We start from the raw sequence: 16,006 nt of genomic DNA on the forward strand, positions 1-16,006 counted from the left end.
ATAAAACGCCGCTGCTTCGTTAGCCGCAGCAAGGATGACGCCACTGTGTGCGTCGCGCCCGTCAGACACCGCTCTGGCTTTCACCCTGGTTGTTCTCCATGTGCCCCTGGCATATGCGGAGGTGATACAAGTAATGAACCACGCTTTTTCTTCTCCCGGTTCTCTGCGCTCTGGCGCAACACTGGCGCGCTCCTGCCTCCCCTCTGTTTCTCTTTCCAGCCGACAATATCTGCGATGCGGTAATTTTACCGACACGAGCGCTGGCTAATCTTTACCTCTGTTCTCAGGGCTTTGTCTCCTCTCTGCGTCCCCGCAGTGGAACGAGACCGGTTATCTATGGTCAATAAAGATCGGGTAAATGTTCTCTGTTTAAACGGATCTGGCCAGGGTGTTTTACACTTAACTCATATGCGTGAAGCGCGCTGACGGCAACGTCAGGTGAACAGGACATGACGTTTAATGGGGTATCTGCGTTTCAGATTAGCGGCCATAAAGCCGGTTAACAGTTTCATCTTTCAACGGAAAATTGAGGTTCGCGATGTCTGACGACATGAAGAATATCAAAGGTTCGTCAGCTGGCGAACAGGGTGCACTCCGCTCCATGCAGGAGGTTGCAATGAACGATCAGGACGCGAGCAAAATGTTGCGGACGTACAACATCGCCTGGTGGGGCAACAACTATTACGACGTCAACGAACTGGGCCACATCAGTGTCTGCCCGGATCCGGATCGCCCGGATGTACGCGTCGATTTAGCCCGGCTGGTGAAAGAGCGCGAAGCACAGGGCCAGCGTCTGCCCGCGCTGTTCTGTTTCCCGCAGATTCTGCAACATCGTCTGCGCTCTATTAACGGCGCGTTCAAACGTGCGCGTGAATCCTACGGCTATACCGGTGACTACTTCCTGGTTTACCCGATTAAAGTCAACCAGCATAAACGCGTCATTGAATCCCTGACCCAGTGCGGTGAACCGCTGGGCCTGGAGGCTGGCTCGAAAGCGGAGCTGATGGCTGTGCTGGCACATGCGGGTCAGACCCGCACGGTGATCGTCTGTAACGGTTATAAAGACCGGGAATATATTCGTCTGGCGCTGATTGGCGAGAAGATGGGCCACAAGGTCTATCTGGTGCTGGAAAAAATGACCGAAGTGCGGCTGGTGCTGGAAGAGGCGGAGCGTCTGAACGTGGTGCCGCGTCTCGGTATCCGTGCTCGCCTGGCGTCACAGGGCTCCGGCAAGTGGCAGTCGAGCGGCGGCGAAAAGTCGAAGTTTGGCCTGTCAGCGACGCAGGTGCTGAAGCTGGTTGAGATTATGCGCGAAGCGGGCCGCATCGACAGCCTGCAGCTGCTGCATTTCCATCTCGGTTCACAGATGTCCAATATCCGCGATATCGCCACCGGTGTGCGTGAGTCGGCGCGTTTCTATGTCGAACTGGCGAAGCTGGGCGTAAACATCAAATGTTTCGACGTCGGCGGCGGTCTGGGTGTCGATTATGAAGGCACGCGCTCGCAGTCTGACTGTTCGGTCAACTATGGCCTCAATGAGTACGCTAACAACGTGATCTGGGGCATCGGGGCCGCCTGTGATGAACACGGCCTGGAGCACCCGACGGTGATCACCGAGTCCGGTCGCGCCGTGACCGCACACCATACGGTGCTGGTTTCTAACATCATCGGCGTGGAGCGCAACGAGTTCAGCGAACCTGAAACGCCGGATGCCGATGCGCCGCGCCCGATTCTCAGCATGTGGGAAACCTGGCAGGAGATGCACGAGCCGGATACCCGCCGTTCGCTGCGTGAGTGGCTGCACGACAGCCAGATGGACCTGTTCGATATCCACACCGGCTACTCCTCCGGCACTTACGATCTTAAGCAGCGTTCATGGGCTGAGCAGCTCTATCTGAGCATCTGTCACTATATTCAGCAGCATCTCGATCCGAGCAACCGTGCGCATCGTCCGATCATCGACGAACTGCAGGAGCGAATGGCGGATAAGATCTACGTTAACTTTTCGCTGTTCCAGTCGATGCCGGATGCATGGGGTATCGATCAGCTCTTCCCGGTTCTGCCGCTGGAGGGGCTGAATAAGAAGCCGGAACGCCGCGCTGTGCTGCTCGACATCACCTGTGACTCTGACGGTACCATCGATCACTATGTGGATGGTGACGGTATCGCCACCACCATGCCGATGCCGGAATATGACCTGGATAACCCGCCGATGCTGGGCTTCTTCATGGTCGGGGCCTATCAGGAAATTCTGGGCAATATGCACAACCTGTTCGGTGACACCGAGGCGGTGGATGTCTACGCGCGCGAAAATGGCGAAGTGGAAGTGCAGCTGTCGGATGAGGGTGACACGGTGGCAGACATGCTGCGCTATGTGCAGCTTGATCCTAACCAGCTGATGTCGCTGTTCCGCAATCAGGTGCAGGCGTCCGATCTCGACGAAGAGCTTCGTGCCCAGTTCCTGGAAGAGTTTGAGAGCGGCCTCTACGGATATACCTATTTAGAAGATGAGTAATCGCATCGTTCAGCCCGCAATCGTATATTGCAGTTGCCGCTGACTATGCCGATAATCTGACTCACTCAATCCCTTCCTCGTCGGGCCTAACGACGCGGAGGGGATTTTTTTTATCTCAACCTTAATGGCTTGCGGGCCTGGCCCGACTTACGCATAGAGAGAGCAATTATGTATAACACGCTTGGCAATCAGTACGACAACTCCCTGGTCTCTAACGCCTTCGGCTTCATGCGTTTTCCGCTGAACTTCCAGCCTTATGACAGCGACGCAGAGTGGGTGATTACCGGTGTACCGTTTGATGCTGCCACCTCTGGTCGTCCGGGCAGCCGCCTGGGGCCGGGCGCCATCCGCCAGATCTCCACCAACCTGGCCTGGGAAGGCTGCCGCTGGCCGTGGGATTTCGATCTGCGTCAGCGTCTGAACGTTGTCGACTGCGGCGATCTGGTTTACGCCTTCGGTGACTCACAGGATCTCTCCGATAAATTACAGGCTCACGCCGAAAAACTGCTGGCCAGTGGCAAGCGCATGATGACTTTTGGCGGCGACCACTACGTGACGCTGCCGCTGCTGCGCGCGCATGCGAAACATTTCGGCAAGATGGCGCTGGTGCACTTTGATGCCCACACCGACACCTACTCCAACGGCCCGACCTTTGACCACGGCACCATGTTCTTTACCGCGCCGAAAGAGGGGCTGATCGATCCTCAGCACTCGGTGCAGATCGGTATCCGAACTGAATTTGACCGGAGCCTGGGCTTTAACGTGCTGGATGCGGCGCAGGTCAATGACCGCAGCGTTGACGATATCCTCGCTGAAGTAAAACGCACCGTCGGCGATCTGCCGGTCTATCTCACCTTCGATATCGACTGTCTGGACCCGGCTCATGCACCTGGCACCGGCACGCCGGTCATTGGCGGCCTGACCACCGATAAAGCGACCAAACTGATCCGTGGCCTGCAGGGCATGAACATCGTGGGTATGGATCTGGTGGAAGTGGCACCGGGCTATGACCATGCGGATTTAACCGCGCTGGCTGCGGCGACGCTGGCGCTGGATATGCTGCATGTTCAGGCGGCCAACAAGGGCTGATTTGCCGCACCCCTCTGATAAGTCTGCCGGGATAATCCGGCAGGCTTTGCTGCCGTCTCCGGCCATTCCCCCTTTGCGTTTTCCCCACGAATACCCTGTCTGACCGGCTGCTGGCTTCGGCCATGCGGTTCAGGCGCAACTGCACATCAGCAACTAAACTTAGTGACATCAATTTTCGACGTGGAGGCAATCATGGGCTTTCTTGATGAACTGGCGGGCTCACTGCAGGGCAGTCAGAGTGACGGGCATCTGCCCGGCCAGCTGCAGGCGGTGTGGCACTGGGTACAGGAGCAGGGCGGCATTGAAGTGCTGCTGCAAAAATTTCAGCAGGGCGGGCTGGGTGAAGTCTTTAGCTCGTGGATTGGCACCGGCAGCAATCAGCCGGTCGCGCACAGCGATATCCACTCGGCGTTTGGTCAGGCGGAACTGCAGTCACTGGCGGATAAGCTGGGAACCGACGTTAAGGGCGCAGCAGGCACGCTGGCGGTGATTCTGCCGCAGCTGATCGACAGGATGTCACCGCAGGGGCGCATGGATGAGGCGTCACTGCATGAGAATAAACTTGATTTAGGCTCAATGGTGGATCAGATATTTAAGCGCTGAATCAGCCAGAATCGAAAGGTATCAGGCGCTTCGCCCTGAAGGATGATGCGCCTGATTGTCTTTTATTTCGCGTCGGCAGCAATGCGATCGCGGATATGCTGAGCGCGCGCTTCTGAAGCCGGATGGGAGTCAAACATTGAACTCTGACGGCCCTGTTCCAGCTTCGCCAGTTTCTCAAAGCTGGTGACCAGCCCCATCGGGTTAATGTTGCGCTTCTTCATCAGGTCATAGGAGTAGTCATCCGCCTGTGACTCCTGCGACTGGGAGAACTGCGCGTTGACCAGTTTCTCACCCAGTTCGCCCAGCTGCGACTGCGACAGCGAACCAATCACCCCGCCAACCGACGCGGCAGCCGTGCGGGCCGCAGTGGTGGCATACGCCAGCTGCATCGCTTTACGGGTGTGGCCCAGCGCAACGTGCCCCATCTCATGGCCCAGTACCCCTTCGACTTCATTGTCGGTCATCATATCCATCAGTCCGCTGTAGACACGGATACAGCCGTTTGCCATCGCCCAGGCGTTGACATCTTTCGTCTGGTAAACCTTATAGTTAGCCGGGACGCCATTGATGTTGTCACCCAGCGCGGCGGCAATCTTGTTCAGACGCTGCTGATATTGGCTGTCAGCCGGCGCGATCTGATTCTCTTTGTCCATCTGCTCACAGGACTTATCGCTCAGCTGCTTGACCTGATCGTCGCTCAGCGTGTAAGCCTGATAGGCCTGTGCGCCTGACTGCATCAGCGCGTTATTGTCCAGCCCCTGACAGCCGCTCAGCAGCGTCGCCAGTCCAAGCGCTAATACCGTTTTCTGGATTTTCATGCTCTATCCCATTCATAACAAGGTAAGAAAAACAAACACCTGAAATCGTGCCAGGTGAATAAACGTTTTGGTTATAGCCTGCCAGTCTGCACTTTGCTAGCAGAGTTGGCCGGAAAAGCCATACGAAGCGGTGACATTTAGCGTTTTACAGCATGTACTTTTGCCCCGATTTTCATGTACATTGATGGGCAACTTTTTCCTTGTTTTGCCCGGTAACTCATTAATAACAATAAGTTAAGGCGCGAAGCATTAATCCGACCTGGAGTAGAAAATGCCCTCTCGTAAAGAGCTTGCCAACGCCATTCGTGCGTTAAGTATGGATGCAGTACAGAAAGCGAAATCGGGACATCCGGGTGCCCCAATGGGTATGGCGGACATCGCTGAAGTACTCTGGCGCGGTTACCTGAACCACAACCCGACCAACCCGCAGTGGGCTGACCGCGACCGTTTCGTGCTTTCCAACGGTCACGGCTCCATGCTGATCTATAGCCTGCTGCACCTCACCGGCTACGATCTGCCGATGAGCGAACTGGAAAACTTCCGCCAGCTGCACTCAAAAACTCCAGGTCACCCGGAATATGGCTACACCGCCGGCGTTGAAACCACCACCGGTCCGCTGGGGCAGGGCATCGCTAATGCGGTCGGTTTCGCTATCGCTGAGCGCACCCTGGCCGCGCAGTTCAACCGTCCGGGTCATGACATCGTAGACCACAATACCTATGTCTTCATGGGTGATGGCTGCATGATGGAAGGCATCTCGCACGAAGTCTGCTCACTGGCGGGTACGCTGAAGCTGGGCAAACTGGTGGCCTTCTATGATGACAACGGTATCTCTATCGACGGTCACATTGATGGCTGGTTCACCGATGACACCGCTAAGCGCTTTGAAGCTTACGGCTGGCACGTTGTGCGCGGCGTTGATGGTCACGATGCGGACGCGATTGCTAAAGCGATCGACGAAGCGAAAAGCGTCAGCGACAAGCCATCACTGCTGATGTGCAAAACCGTCATCGGCTTCGGTTCGCCGAACAAAGCGGGCACCCATGATTCACACGGCGCACCGCTGGGTGATGACGAAGTGGCGCTGACCCGTAAACAGCTGGGCTGGAACCACGCACCGTTCGTTATCCCGTCAGAGATCTACGCTGAGTGGGACGCGAAAGAAGCGGGTCAGGCGAAAGAGTCCGCCTGGGATGAGAAATTCGCGGCTTACGCGCAGGCTCACCCGGAACTGGCCGCTGAGTTTAAGCGTCGCATCAGCAATGAGCTGCCTGCTAACTGGCAGGAAGAGTCTCAGAAATTTGTTGAGCAGCTGCAGGCGAACCCGGCGAAGATCGCCAGCCGTAAAGCCTCACAGAATGCGATTGAAGCCTTCGGTAAAATTCTGCCGGAATACCTGGGCGGTTCAGCTGACCTGGCGCCGAGCAACCTGACTGTCTGGTCGGGCTCTAAGCCAATCAATGAAGATGCGGCAGGTAACTACATCCATTACGGCGTGCGTGAATTCGGTATGACCGCTATTGCTAATGGCCTGGCGCTGCACGGCGGCTTCCTGCCTTACACGGCCACCTTCCTGATGTTCGTTGAGTATGCGCGTAACGCTGCGCGTATGGCGGCACTGATGAAGATCCGTCAGATCATGGTCTACACCCACGACTCCATCGGTCTGGGCGAAGATGGCCCGACGCACCAGCCGGTTGAACAGATGGCCAGCCTGCGCACCACGCCAAACATGAGCCTGTGGCGTCCGTGTGACCAGGTTGAATCTGCCGTGGCGTGGAAATACGCGATTGAACGTCAGGATGGCCCGACGGCACTGATCTTCTCCCGTCAGAACCTCGCGCAGCAAGCGCGTGACGCTGAGCAGCTGGCTAACGTGGCGCGCGGCGGCTATGTGCTGAAAGATTGCGACGGCACGCCTGAGCTGATCCTGATCGCCACCGGTTCAGAAGTTGAACTGGCTGTCGGTGCGTGGGACAAACTCACCAGCGAAGGTCGTAAGGTGCGTGTCGTCTCTATGCCTTCAACGGATGCCTTCGACAAGCAGAGCGATGCGTATCGCGAAGCCGTTCTGCCAAAAGCGGTCAGCGCACGCGTGGCTATCGAAGCGGGCATCGCAGATTACTGGTTCAAATACACCGGTCTGAATGGGGCCATCGTCGGCATGACCAGCTTCGGCGAATCAGCGCCTGCGGATCAGCTGTTTGAACTGTTTGGCTTTACCGTCGACAACGTTGTGGCGAAAGCCAAAGCGCTACTGGCGTAAAAACCGCTCAGGCGGGCCTGAATCCGCCTGGCGCTAAACGCAGAGGGACGACTTTTTCGTCCCTCTCGCTCTTTTATTCCTGCAGTAATAACCTGTTTTCGCCTCAATTTGTGACGCAGATCTAAATATAAGCAGTCAGATTGATCACAGTCATTCCCGTTATTCCTTCCTTCTATTATTGTAGCTGAACCGTTTCAGTCGCCAGGCAACTTGCCCTGGTTTCGGACAATGCCGGGTAAGAATCTCCTGTACAAAATGCAGTGAAACGCTCAGGCTAACGGCACGTTTTTTTCAGTCTGACGTGGCAGGAGAGAAATGACGGTACGGGTAGCAATAAATGGTTTTGGCCGGATTGGACGCAACGTTCTGCGCGCGTTATATGAAACGGGCCGGCGGGCGGAGATTACGGTGGTGGCGATCAACGAGCTGGCGGAAGCCACCGGGATGGCGCACCTGCTGAAATATGACACCAGCCATGGCCGTTTTGCTTTTGATGTGCGGCAGGAGCGCGATGTGATGTGGGTGGGGGGCGATACCCTGCGCATTCTGCACCGTGCAGAGATTGCCGATCTGCCGTGGCGTGAACTCGACGTTGATGTGGTACTGGACTGCACCGGCGTTTACGGTTCGCGCGCGGATGGCGAAGCGCATCTTCAGGCGGGTGCCAAAAAAGTGCTGTTCTCTCATCCCGGCGGAAACGATCTCGACGCGACCGTGGTGTATGGCGTTAATCAGCAGGATCTGAGCGCCAGCGACCGCATCGTCTCCAATGCCTCCTGTACCACAAACTGCATTATTCCGGTGATTAAACTGCTGGATGATGCGTTTGGCATCGAATCCGGCACCGTCACCACGATTCACTCGGCGATGCACGATCAGCAGGTGATCGACGCTTATCACAGCGATCTGCGCCGCACCCGAGCAGCCAGCCAGTCGATCATTCCGGTCGACACCCGGCTGGCGGCGGGCATCACCCGCATTTTTCCGAAATTCAACGATCGCTTTGAGGCGATAGCGGTTCGCGTCCCGACGATCAACGTGACGGCTATTGATCTCAGCGTTTCTGTTCGTCAGGCAGTGAAGGCGTGCGAGGTTAACACCCTGTTGCAAAGCGCGGCAGAGGGGGCATTTCGTGGTATAGTTGACTATACGGAATTACCGTTAGTCTCAGTAGATTTTAACCATGATCCGCACAGCGCCATTGTGGACGGAACGCAAACGCGGGTCAGCGGTCAACACCTTATCAAGACCCTGGTCTGGTGTGACAACGAATGGGGCTTTGCTAACCGAATGCTCGACACGACGTTAGCCATGGCCGCAAGCGGTTTCAGGTAAGACGCGGTTTGCGTCTGGCAAAACTTATGAGAATCAACGAGAGGGTTCACCATGTCTGTAATTAAGATGACCGATCTGGATCTGGCTGGCAAACGCGTGCTGATCCGTGCCGATCTCAACGTACCGGTTAAAGAAGGTAAAGTGACGTCTGATGCACGTATCCGTGCTTCTCTGCCCACCATTGAAGCGGCGTTGAAACAGGGCGCGAAAGTAATGGTTACCTCTCACCTGGGGCGTCCGACCGAAGGTGAATACAACGAAGAGTTCTCGCTGCTGCCGGTCGTGAACTACCTGAAAGAGAAGCTGAGCGGCACCAATGTGACCCTGGCAAAAGATTACCTCGACGGCGTGGAAGTGGGCGCTGGCGAACTGGTGGTGCTGGAAAACGTTCGCTTTAACAAAGGCGAAAAGAAAGACGACGAAGCGCTGTCTAAAAAATATGCCGCCCTGTGCGACGTCTTCGTGATGGACGCGTTTGGTACTGCACACCGCGCGCAGGCCTCTACTCACGGCGTCGGCAAATTTGCGCCTGTTGCCTGTGCCGGTCCGCTGCTCTCCGCTGAACTGGAAGCGCTGGGCAAGGTGATGACCAACCCTGAGCGTCCGCTGGTCGCTGTCGTGGGCGGTTCTAAAGTTTCAACCAAATTTGATGTGCTGCAGTCGCTGGTGAAAATCGCGGACACCGTGATTGTCGGCGGCGGCATCGCGAACACCTTCGTGGCTATCGACAATAAAGTCGGTAAATCCCTATATGAGCCAGACTTCGTTGAAGCCGCGAAAGGCCTGCGCGATCAGCACGGTATTCCGGTTCCGACTGACTCACGTGTCGGCACGGAATTCTCCGAAACTGCACCAGCAACCGTGAAAAAGGTTTCGGAAGTGGCGGATAACGAAGAGATTATGGACTTCGGTGACGAAACCGCACAGGCGATGGCTGCCATCCTGAAGGATGCGAAAACCATCCTGTGGAACGGCCCGGTGGGCGTATTCGAGTTCCCTAACTTCCGTAAAGGCACCGAAATCGTGGCGAACGCCATTGCGGACAGTGAGGCGTTCTCTGTGGCTGGCGGCGGCGACACCTTAGCGGCGATCGACCTGTTCGGTATCGAAGACAAAATTTCCTACATCTCTACCGGTGGCGGCGCGTTCCTTGAGTTCGTGGAAGGCAAGAAACTGCCTGCCGTCGCCATGCTGGAAGAGCGTGCGAAGCAGTAAACCTTTGGGGGTGATGCCCTGCGGCATCGCCTGAAGTCTTGCCCGTCTGGGCGTTTAAATCGACGTTCCTTAAGGGGAACAACGGTCACGAAACAGGACACAATCATGTCTAAAATTTTTGATTTCGTAAAACCCGGCGTTGTCACTGGTGATGACGTACAGAAGATCTTCAAAGTCGCGAAAGAGAACAAATTCGCACTGCCAGCCGTAAACTGCGTCGGCACCGACTCTATCAATGCCGCACTGGAAGCTGCTGCGAAAGTTAAAGCGCCAATCATCATTCAGTTCTCTAACGGTGGTGCGGCTTTCATCGCGGGTAAAGGTTTCAAGACTGATAAACCACAGGGCGCCGCTATTTTCGGTGCAATCTCGGGTGCACACCATGTTCACCTGATGGCTGAGCAGTATGGCGTGCCGGTAATTCTGCACACTGACCACTGTGCCAAGAAACTGCTGCCGTGGATCGACGGTCTGCTGGACGCGGGTGAAGAGTACTACCAGAAAAACGGTAAACCGCTGTTCTCTTCTCACATGATCGACCTGTCAGAAGAGTCTCTGGAAGAGAACATCGAAATCAGCAGCAAATACCTGGCGCGCATGGCGAAACTCGACATGACCCTGGAGATTGAACTGGGCTGCACCGGCGGTGAAGAAGATGGCGTTGATAACAGCCACATGGACGCATCTGCACTCTACACCCAGCCAGAAGATGTGAACTACGCGTACGAAAAACTGCATGCGATCAGCCCGCGCTTCACCATTGCGGCGTCATTCGGTAACGTCCACGGCGTGTACAAGCCAGGCAACGTGAAACTGACCCCGACCATTCTGCGTGATTCGCAGAAGTTTGTGTGTGAAAAACATGGCCTGCCGCACAACGCGCTGGACTTCGTTTTCCACGGCGGTTCAGGTTCTTCAGCAGCAGAGATCGAAGAGTCTATCAGCTACGGCGTGATCAAGATGAACATCGATACCGATACCCAGTGGGCAACCTGGGACGGCATTCTGCAGTACTACAAAAAGAACGAAGGCTATCTGCAGTCGCAGCTGGGTAACCCGGAAGGCGACGACAAGCCAAACAAAAAATACTATGACCCACGCGTCTGGCTGCGTTCTGCCCAGGCGTCTATGGTGGTCCGTCTGGAGCAGGCTTTCAAAGAGCTTAACGCTGTCGACGTACTGTAACACCCTGGCGGTTACCGTATAAAAAAGGCCCGAAAGGGCCTTTTTTTTGCCTTTTTTTCAGCAGATTTATGTCAAAGGTCATGCAGGTTTGGCACACCGGCATTTATTGTTTACCCTTTTGTCAGGGATTGTCAGAGCGGTTCTGACAATGTGGTCTCATTCCCTTTGGGATTTAATTACAGGATGGTTACATGCAGGATACGGGCATGATCGATGAAATCAACAACGCGGGAAACTGGATTATACGAAATCAGGAACTCCTGATTAGCTATGCGGTAAACATCGTCGCCGCGATTGCGATTATCGTGGTAGGGCTGATGATTGCGCGCATCATCGCCAATGCGGTCAATCGTCTGCTGCGCGCGCGTCACATTGATACCACGGTCGCTGACTTCCTGTCTGCGCTGGTACGCTATGGCATTATCGCGTTCACGCTTATCGCCGCACTGGGGCGTATCGGCGTCCAGACCACCTCGGTCATTGCTATTCTGGGTGCAGCCGGTCTGGCTGTGGGCCTGGCATTAAAAGATTCCCTGTCAAACCTGGCGGCGGGTGTGCTGCTGGTGATTTTCCGCCACTTCCGGGCTGGTGAGTTTGTCGATCTGGGCGGCATCATGGGGACGGTCATGAACGTACAGATCTTCTCCACGACCCTCAAATCGGCTGACGGCAAGCTGGTGGTGGTGCCTAACGGTAAAATCATCACCGGTAACATCGTTAACTTCTCGCGCGAGCCGGTACGCCGCAATGAATTTATCATTGGTGTCTCTTACGATGCGGATGTTGATCAGGTGCTGACGCTGCTGCGCGAAGTGGTGGATGCTGATAGCCGTGTTCTGCAGGAGAAAGGCGTGCAGGTGGGTCTGAATGAGCTGGCGGCCTCCTCAATGAACTTTGTGGTGCGCTGCTGGAGCAACAGCGGAGACCTGCAGGATGTTTACTGGGATCTGCTGAAGAACTTTAAGCGTGCGCTGGATGGAAAAGGGATTGGCATTCCTTATCCACAGATGGATGTGCATCTGCACCGTGTTAAAAAGCCGGAGACCGCCGCGCCAGAGACAATCGCGCCACAGGCCCAGCCGGAGTAATCGTTTTATGGGCGACCCCGGTCGCCCATTCATTTTGCTAATCGCAGATTAATTCTTTCAATTTCCGCTAATCATCGCCCCCTCTTATACTGCTTCACATCTGACGATGTGAGGACATAATTCTGTGATATCTCTCTACTTTCAGGGGTTTGCCCTGGGTGCCGCACTGATTCTGCCGCTGGGTCCGCAGAACGCCTTTGTCATGAATCAGGGGGTAAAGCGGCAGTACCACCTGATGACAGCGGCGCTCTGCTCGCTGAGCGATATTCTGCTGATTTGCGGCGGTATTTTCGGCGGAAGTGCACTCCTGAGTCACTCTCCGCTGCTGCTGGGGGCAATCACCTGGGCGGGCGTGGCATTTCTGCTCTGGTACGGCTGGGGCGCGCTGCGTCACGCCTTTCGCGGCGATGTCGATCTGGCAGAGGGGTCGGCCCGCAGGCAGAGCAGGGGACGCATCGTGGCGACGCTGCTGGCGGTGACCTGGCTCAACCCGCACGTCTATCTTGATACCTTTGTGGTGCTGGGCAGCCTTGGCGGTCAGTTGCCGACCACCGCGGCGCGTCAGTGGTTCGCGCTGGGAACCATCAGCGCCTCTGTCCTGTGGTTTTTCGGCCTGGCCGTGCTGGCCGCGTGGCTCTCACCGCGTCTGCGCACTGCGACGGCACAGCGCATCATTAACCTGCTGGTCGGCGCAGTGATGTGGTTTATTGCCCTGCAACTGGCGCGCCAGGGTATCGCCGCTTTCTGAACAGAACGCGAACAGCCTGCGGTTATTGCCGCACCGCTGGCGAACTTTTGCCATAATGACCACTCAAAGCATGGCGCATACCGATGCGCTGCTGGGCTTCGCCGGTTAGAAGCCGTCATAGTGACCTTTTCAAGGAGGACTTTCATGAAACTGAAAGCATTGGCTCTGGCCGCAATCATGAGCGCCGGAGCACTGCCTGGCGTACACGCTGATGAGTTACCAAATGGGCCGCACGTGGTGACCTCAGGCAAGGCAACAGTCGATGCCCGTCCCGATATCGCCACGCTCTCTATCGTGGTGAATGTCTCATCCAAAGATGCCGCCGATGCGAAAAAGCAGGCGGACAGCCGGGTTGCACAATATTTCGATTTTCTGCAGAAAAACGGCATTGAGAAGAAAGATATCGATGCGGCTAACCTGAGTACCCAGCCAGAGTACGATTACACCAAAGAGGGTAAATCTGTCCTGAAAGGCTATCGCGCGGTGCGTCAGGTTCAGGTCACTCTGCGTCAGCTGGACAAGCTGAACGATCTGCTGGATGGCGCACTGAAATCGGGTCTGAACGAGGTGCGCAGCGTCGAGTTAGGCGTAGCAAACCCGGAGAGCTACAAAGAGCAGGCACGTAAAGCGGCAATTAAGAATGCGACTCAGCAGGCCTCACAGCTGGCTGAAGGCTTTAACGCGAAGCTGGGCCCGATCTACAGCATCCGCTATCAGGTCGCTAACTATCAGCCGATGCCGATGAACCGCATGTATAAAGCGGCGGCAGCAGCCGATACCTCAGCTCAGGAAACCTACGATCAGCAGAGCATTAACTTTGACGATCAGGTCGATGTGGTGTTTGAACTCAAGCCCAACGCGCCATAATGCAAAACGGGGCTGATGTCCCGTTTGAAATTGTTGACAAAACCTGGCCCGGTTCGCTGTGAGACGGTGCCTGCACAGGAAACAGGGTCAGATCGGAAAGTCGCTAAGGCCAATCCCTGGCCGCTCGGCCCGCACCATCCCTGGCGCGGGACGCTTTCCTCTTCTGACCCTGCTCCCTGCGCGTTTAACTTTTCTGTTGTTGTAAGAGTCTTCTTTATCCCGATTTGTCAGCAACAAAAACGGGGCTTTCGCCCCGTTTTTGTTTTCAGGCTGCCACGTCATCCTGACGCAGCACCCGATGTCCATGCGCTATCAGCGCATCGGTGACCCGACGCATCAGACGGCTCTCCGGCGCAAAACGATGCCAGTAGAGCATCCGGCGCTGATACAGGCCAGGCGTCAAATCGATTAACTCCCCGCTTGCCAGCTCGCGCTCAATCTGCAGATGCGGAATCATACAGCAGGTCGACCCCTGTCGCGCCATCTGCACAAAGGCTTCCGATGAGTTGACGATGTGGCAGGGCACGCTCCCGGGTGAGAGGTCGAAATTCTGCTGCAGAAAGGCCTGATGCATATCATCAAGGTGGTCGAACGCGACCGCAGGCGCCTTCAGCAGGGCAGAGCGGGTCACCCCGTTGGGGAAGAAGCGATCGGCAAAGTCGCGCGACGCCACAAACAGATAGTCGAGCGCGCCGAGCTGGTCCACCAGGCAGCTGGGCAGCGGCTGCGGCTGAATACTGACCGCGCCCACCACCTCACCGCGGCGCAGACGCTCCTGGGTGCGGGTTTCATCTTCCACCTGCAGATTCAGGCGCACGGGCGAGTCGGCCAGCACATCTTTCAGGGCGGGCAGCAGCCAGGTCGCCAGACTGTCGGCGTTGACCGCCAGCGACAGCAGCAGCGGCGTGGTTCCACTGTTCTCATCACCCAGCCACTCCTCTTCCAGCAGCTCGACCTGATGCAGTAACGCCAGTAGTTTCTGGCCCTGTTCGGTCGGACGCGGCGGCACGGTGCGCACCAGCAGCGGCTGACCAAACAGGTTCTCCAGCTGCTTGATACGCTGAGACACCGCCGACTGGGTGATGCAGAGTTTCTGTGCGGCTCGCTCAAATCCGCGTTCGCGGATCACTGAATCCAGCGCCTGAAGCGTTCGATAATCCGGGCGTTTCATTATTCTTCTCTCTCCTTCAGGGTGGACGTCACTATGCCACAAAAGTGCCGCCTGTGATGGCTCACCTGTTTTTTGTGGGCTGGCTTCCAAAGCGTTAAATCCACGTCGGTCAGCCGAGCATTTTCAGCCAGCCTTGTTTTATACTACGCGCACTTCGTTGTCGCACAGGTTTTAAACATACCATGACCCAGGATGAACTGAAAAAAGCCGTTGGCTGGGCTGCACTTGAATACGTGCAGCCGGGGACGGTTGTTGGCGTAGGCACCGGATCCACCGCTGCCCACTTTATCGATGCGCTTGCCACAGTCAGGCATCAGATCGAAGGTGCCGTCTCCAGCTCGGATGCCTCGACTCTGAAACTGAAAAACCTGGGCATTCCGGTGTTTGACCTGAACGAGATCGATCTGCTGTCGGTTTACGTCGATGGTGCGGATGAGATCAACCCGCAGATGCAGATGATCAAAGGCGGTGGCGCGGCGCTGACGCGTGAAAAGATCGTGGCCGCGGTGGCGCAGACCTTTATCTGTATCGCCGACGCCTCTAAAGAGGTCGATGTGCTGGGCCGCTTCCCGCTGCCGATCGAGGTGATCCCGATGGCGCGCAGTTACGTTGCGCGTGAGCTGGTTAAAATGGGCGGCCTGCCGGAGTATCGGCAGAATGTCATCACCGATAACGGCAACATCATTCTCGACGTGCATAATCTGACTATTCTCGATCCGATTGCGCTGGAAAAGAGCATCAACGCTTTGCCTGGCGTGGTCACTGTGGGCCTGTTTGCCGCACGCGGCGCCGATATTGCGCTGATAGGCGGTCCGGATGGCGTGAAAACCATCAAAAAATGATCTGTCCGGCGTCGATACGGCGCCGCTTATTTCTGCCTGCAAATCATCTTTTCTCGCCCGGGTGAAATTTGGTGACTTATGTCACATAACCGTTATCCGCAACGGTTTCATTCTCTCTTCAACCCTGACCCCGTGATTTTGTCTGGCATTGTGGTGCTGCCAGCCGTTGCCGTGCTGGCTCCCGGGCAATCGTTTGTATTGCCCGACGCGATTTTTTTGATATTTTGACAGAAGGCTGGCTTATGGTACTCCTCATTGAATGCT

The 16,006-nt window shown here is 56.0% G+C and carries 13 protein-coding genes; 11 read left to right on the top strand and 2 right to left on the bottom strand.

Annotated features, from left to right (window positions below):
• Positions 1–538 precede the first annotated feature (538 nt).
• From speA to OJ965_RS06125, 3 genes are all read left to right on the top strand, one after another.
• Entirely contained in the window at positions 539–2,515 is a 1,977-nt protein-coding gene (gene speA / locus OJ965_RS06115) for a biosynthetic arginine decarboxylase (protein ID WP_009087130.1), read from the top strand.
• A gap of 168 nt (positions 2,516–2,683) precedes the next feature.
• Positions 2,684–3,604, top strand: coding sequence for an agmatinase (speB, locus tag OJ965_RS06120; RefSeq protein WP_009087129.1), 921 nt, complete (start codon positions 2,684–2,686; stop codon positions 3,602–3,604).
• 192 nt (positions 3,605–3,796) lie between these two features.
• On the top strand, positions 3,797–4,207 hold the full coding sequence (locus OJ965_RS06125; protein WP_009087128.1) for a YidB family protein: 411 nt from the start codon (positions 3,797–3,799) through the stop codon (positions 4,205–4,207).
• Positions 4,208–4,269: 62 nt separating this feature from the next.
• Here OJ965_RS06125 and loiP read toward each other — a convergent pair whose 3' ends face one another.
• Positions 4,270–5,025, bottom strand: a complete 756-nt coding sequence (gene loiP / locus OJ965_RS06130; protein WP_058958125.1) for a metalloprotease LoiP — start codon at positions 5,023–5,025, stop codon at positions 4,270–4,272.
• Between the two features lie 271 nt (positions 5,026–5,296).
• Between loiP and tkt the strand changes: the two genes are divergently transcribed.
• The 7 genes from tkt (at position 5,297) to OJ965_RS06165 (ending at position 13,729) form a co-directional block, all read left to right on the top strand.
• Positions 5,297–7,291 carry a transketolase gene (gene tkt, locus OJ965_RS06135; RefSeq protein ID WP_009087124.1) on the top strand — a complete coding sequence of 665 codons (1,995 nt, stop codon included), beginning with the start codon at positions 5,297–5,299 and terminating at the stop codon, positions 7,289–7,291.
• A 315-nt stretch (positions 7,292–7,606) separates the two neighbouring features.
• Positions 7,607–8,626 carry an erythrose-4-phosphate dehydrogenase gene (gene epd, locus OJ965_RS06140; RefSeq protein ID WP_009087123.1) on the top strand — a complete coding sequence of 340 codons (1,020 nt, stop codon included), beginning with the start codon at positions 7,607–7,609 and terminating at the stop codon, positions 8,624–8,626.
• A gap of 51 nt (positions 8,627–8,677) precedes the next feature.
• The gene (gene pgk, locus OJ965_RS06145; RefSeq protein WP_009087121.1) at positions 8,678–9,841 is read left to right on the top strand and encodes a phosphoglycerate kinase; all 1,164 of its coding nucleotides are present in this window, start codon (positions 8,678–8,680) and stop codon (positions 9,839–9,841) included.
• 105 nt (positions 9,842–9,946) lie between these two features.
• Complete coding sequence (fbaA, locus tag OJ965_RS06150) at positions 9,947–11,026, top strand: class II fructose-bisphosphate aldolase (protein ID WP_009087119.1); 1,080 nt, start codon at positions 9,947–9,949, stop codon at positions 11,024–11,026.
• 191 nt (positions 11,027–11,217) lie between these two features.
• Positions 11,218–12,114 (top strand): small-conductance mechanosensitive channel MscS, encoded by an 897-nt coding sequence (mscS, locus tag OJ965_RS06155; RefSeq protein ID WP_009087117.1) that lies wholly within the window; start codon positions 11,218–11,220, stop codon positions 12,112–12,114.
• A gap of 124 nt (positions 12,115–12,238) precedes the next feature.
• Positions 12,239–12,862 carry an arginine exporter ArgO gene (gene argO, locus OJ965_RS06160; RefSeq protein WP_265138318.1) on the top strand — a complete coding sequence of 208 codons (624 nt, stop codon included), beginning with the start codon at positions 12,239–12,241 and terminating at the stop codon, positions 12,860–12,862.
• Between the two features lie 144 nt (positions 12,863–13,006).
• The gene (locus OJ965_RS06165) at positions 13,007–13,729 is read left to right on the top strand and encodes an oxidative stress defense protein (RefSeq protein ID WP_009087113.1); all 723 of its coding nucleotides are present in this window, start codon (positions 13,007–13,009) and stop codon (positions 13,727–13,729) included.
• Between the two features lie 265 nt (positions 13,730–13,994).
• Here OJ965_RS06165 and OJ965_RS06170 read toward each other — a convergent pair whose 3' ends face one another.
• The gene (locus tag OJ965_RS06170; protein WP_009087111.1) at positions 13,995–14,900 is read right to left on the bottom strand and encodes a LysR family transcriptional regulator ArgP; all 906 of its coding nucleotides are present in this window, start codon (positions 14,898–14,900) and stop codon (positions 13,995–13,997) included.
• Positions 14,901–15,082: 182 nt separating this feature from the next.
• On the opposite strand from OJ965_RS06170, the gene rpiA reads away from it, so the two are divergent.
• Positions 15,083–15,742 (top strand): ribose-5-phosphate isomerase RpiA, encoded by a 660-nt coding sequence (gene rpiA, locus OJ965_RS06175; protein WP_009087109.1) that lies wholly within the window; start codon positions 15,083–15,085, stop codon positions 15,740–15,742.
• Positions 15,743–16,006 lie beyond the last annotated feature (264 nt).

This window comes from Pantoea anthophila, assembly GCF_026104315.1.
GTDB lineage: Bacteria > Pseudomonadota > Gammaproteobacteria > Enterobacterales > Enterobacteriaceae > Pantoea > Pantoea anthophila.

Bases quoted from the DNA above. Each gene is read 5' to 3' on its own strand.
- OJ965_RS06170 (WP_009087111.1), bottom strand. From the start codon at position 14,900: ATGAAACGCCCGGATTATCGAACGCTTCAGGCGCTGGATTCAGTGATC.
- rpiA (WP_009087109.1), top strand. From the start codon at position 15,083: ATGACCCAGGATGAACTGAAAAAAGCCGTTGGCTGGGCTGCACTTGAA.
- fbaA (WP_009087119.1), top strand. From the start codon at position 9,947: ATGTCTAAAATTTTTGATTTCGTAAAACCCGGCGTTGTCACTGGTGAT.
- pgk (WP_009087121.1), top strand. From the start codon at position 8,678: ATGTCTGTAATTAAGATGACCGATCTGGATCTGGCTGGCAAACGCGTG.
- speB (WP_009087129.1), top strand. From the start codon at position 2,684: ATGTATAACACGCTTGGCAATCAGTACGACAACTCCCTGGTCTCTAAC.
- OJ965_RS06125 (WP_009087128.1), top strand. From the start codon at position 3,797: ATGGGCTTTCTTGATGAACTGGCGGGCTCACTGCAGGGCAGTCAGAGT.
- loiP (WP_058958125.1), bottom strand. From the start codon at position 5,025: ATGAAAATCCAGAAAACGGTATTAGCGCTTGGACTGGCGACGCTGCTG.
- epd (WP_009087123.1), top strand. From the start codon at position 7,607: ATGACGGTACGGGTAGCAATAAATGGTTTTGGCCGGATTGGACGCAAC.
- mscS (WP_009087117.1), top strand. From the start codon at position 11,218: ATGCAGGATACGGGCATGATCGATGAAATCAACAACGCGGGAAACTGG.
- OJ965_RS06165 (WP_009087113.1), top strand. From the start codon at position 13,007: ATGAAACTGAAAGCATTGGCTCTGGCCGCAATCATGAGCGCCGGAGCA.
- speA (WP_009087130.1), top strand. From the start codon at position 539: ATGTCTGACGACATGAAGAATATCAAAGGTTCGTCAGCTGGCGAACAG.
- tkt (WP_009087124.1), top strand. From the start codon at position 5,297: ATGCCCTCTCGTAAAGAGCTTGCCAACGCCATTCGTGCGTTAAGTATG.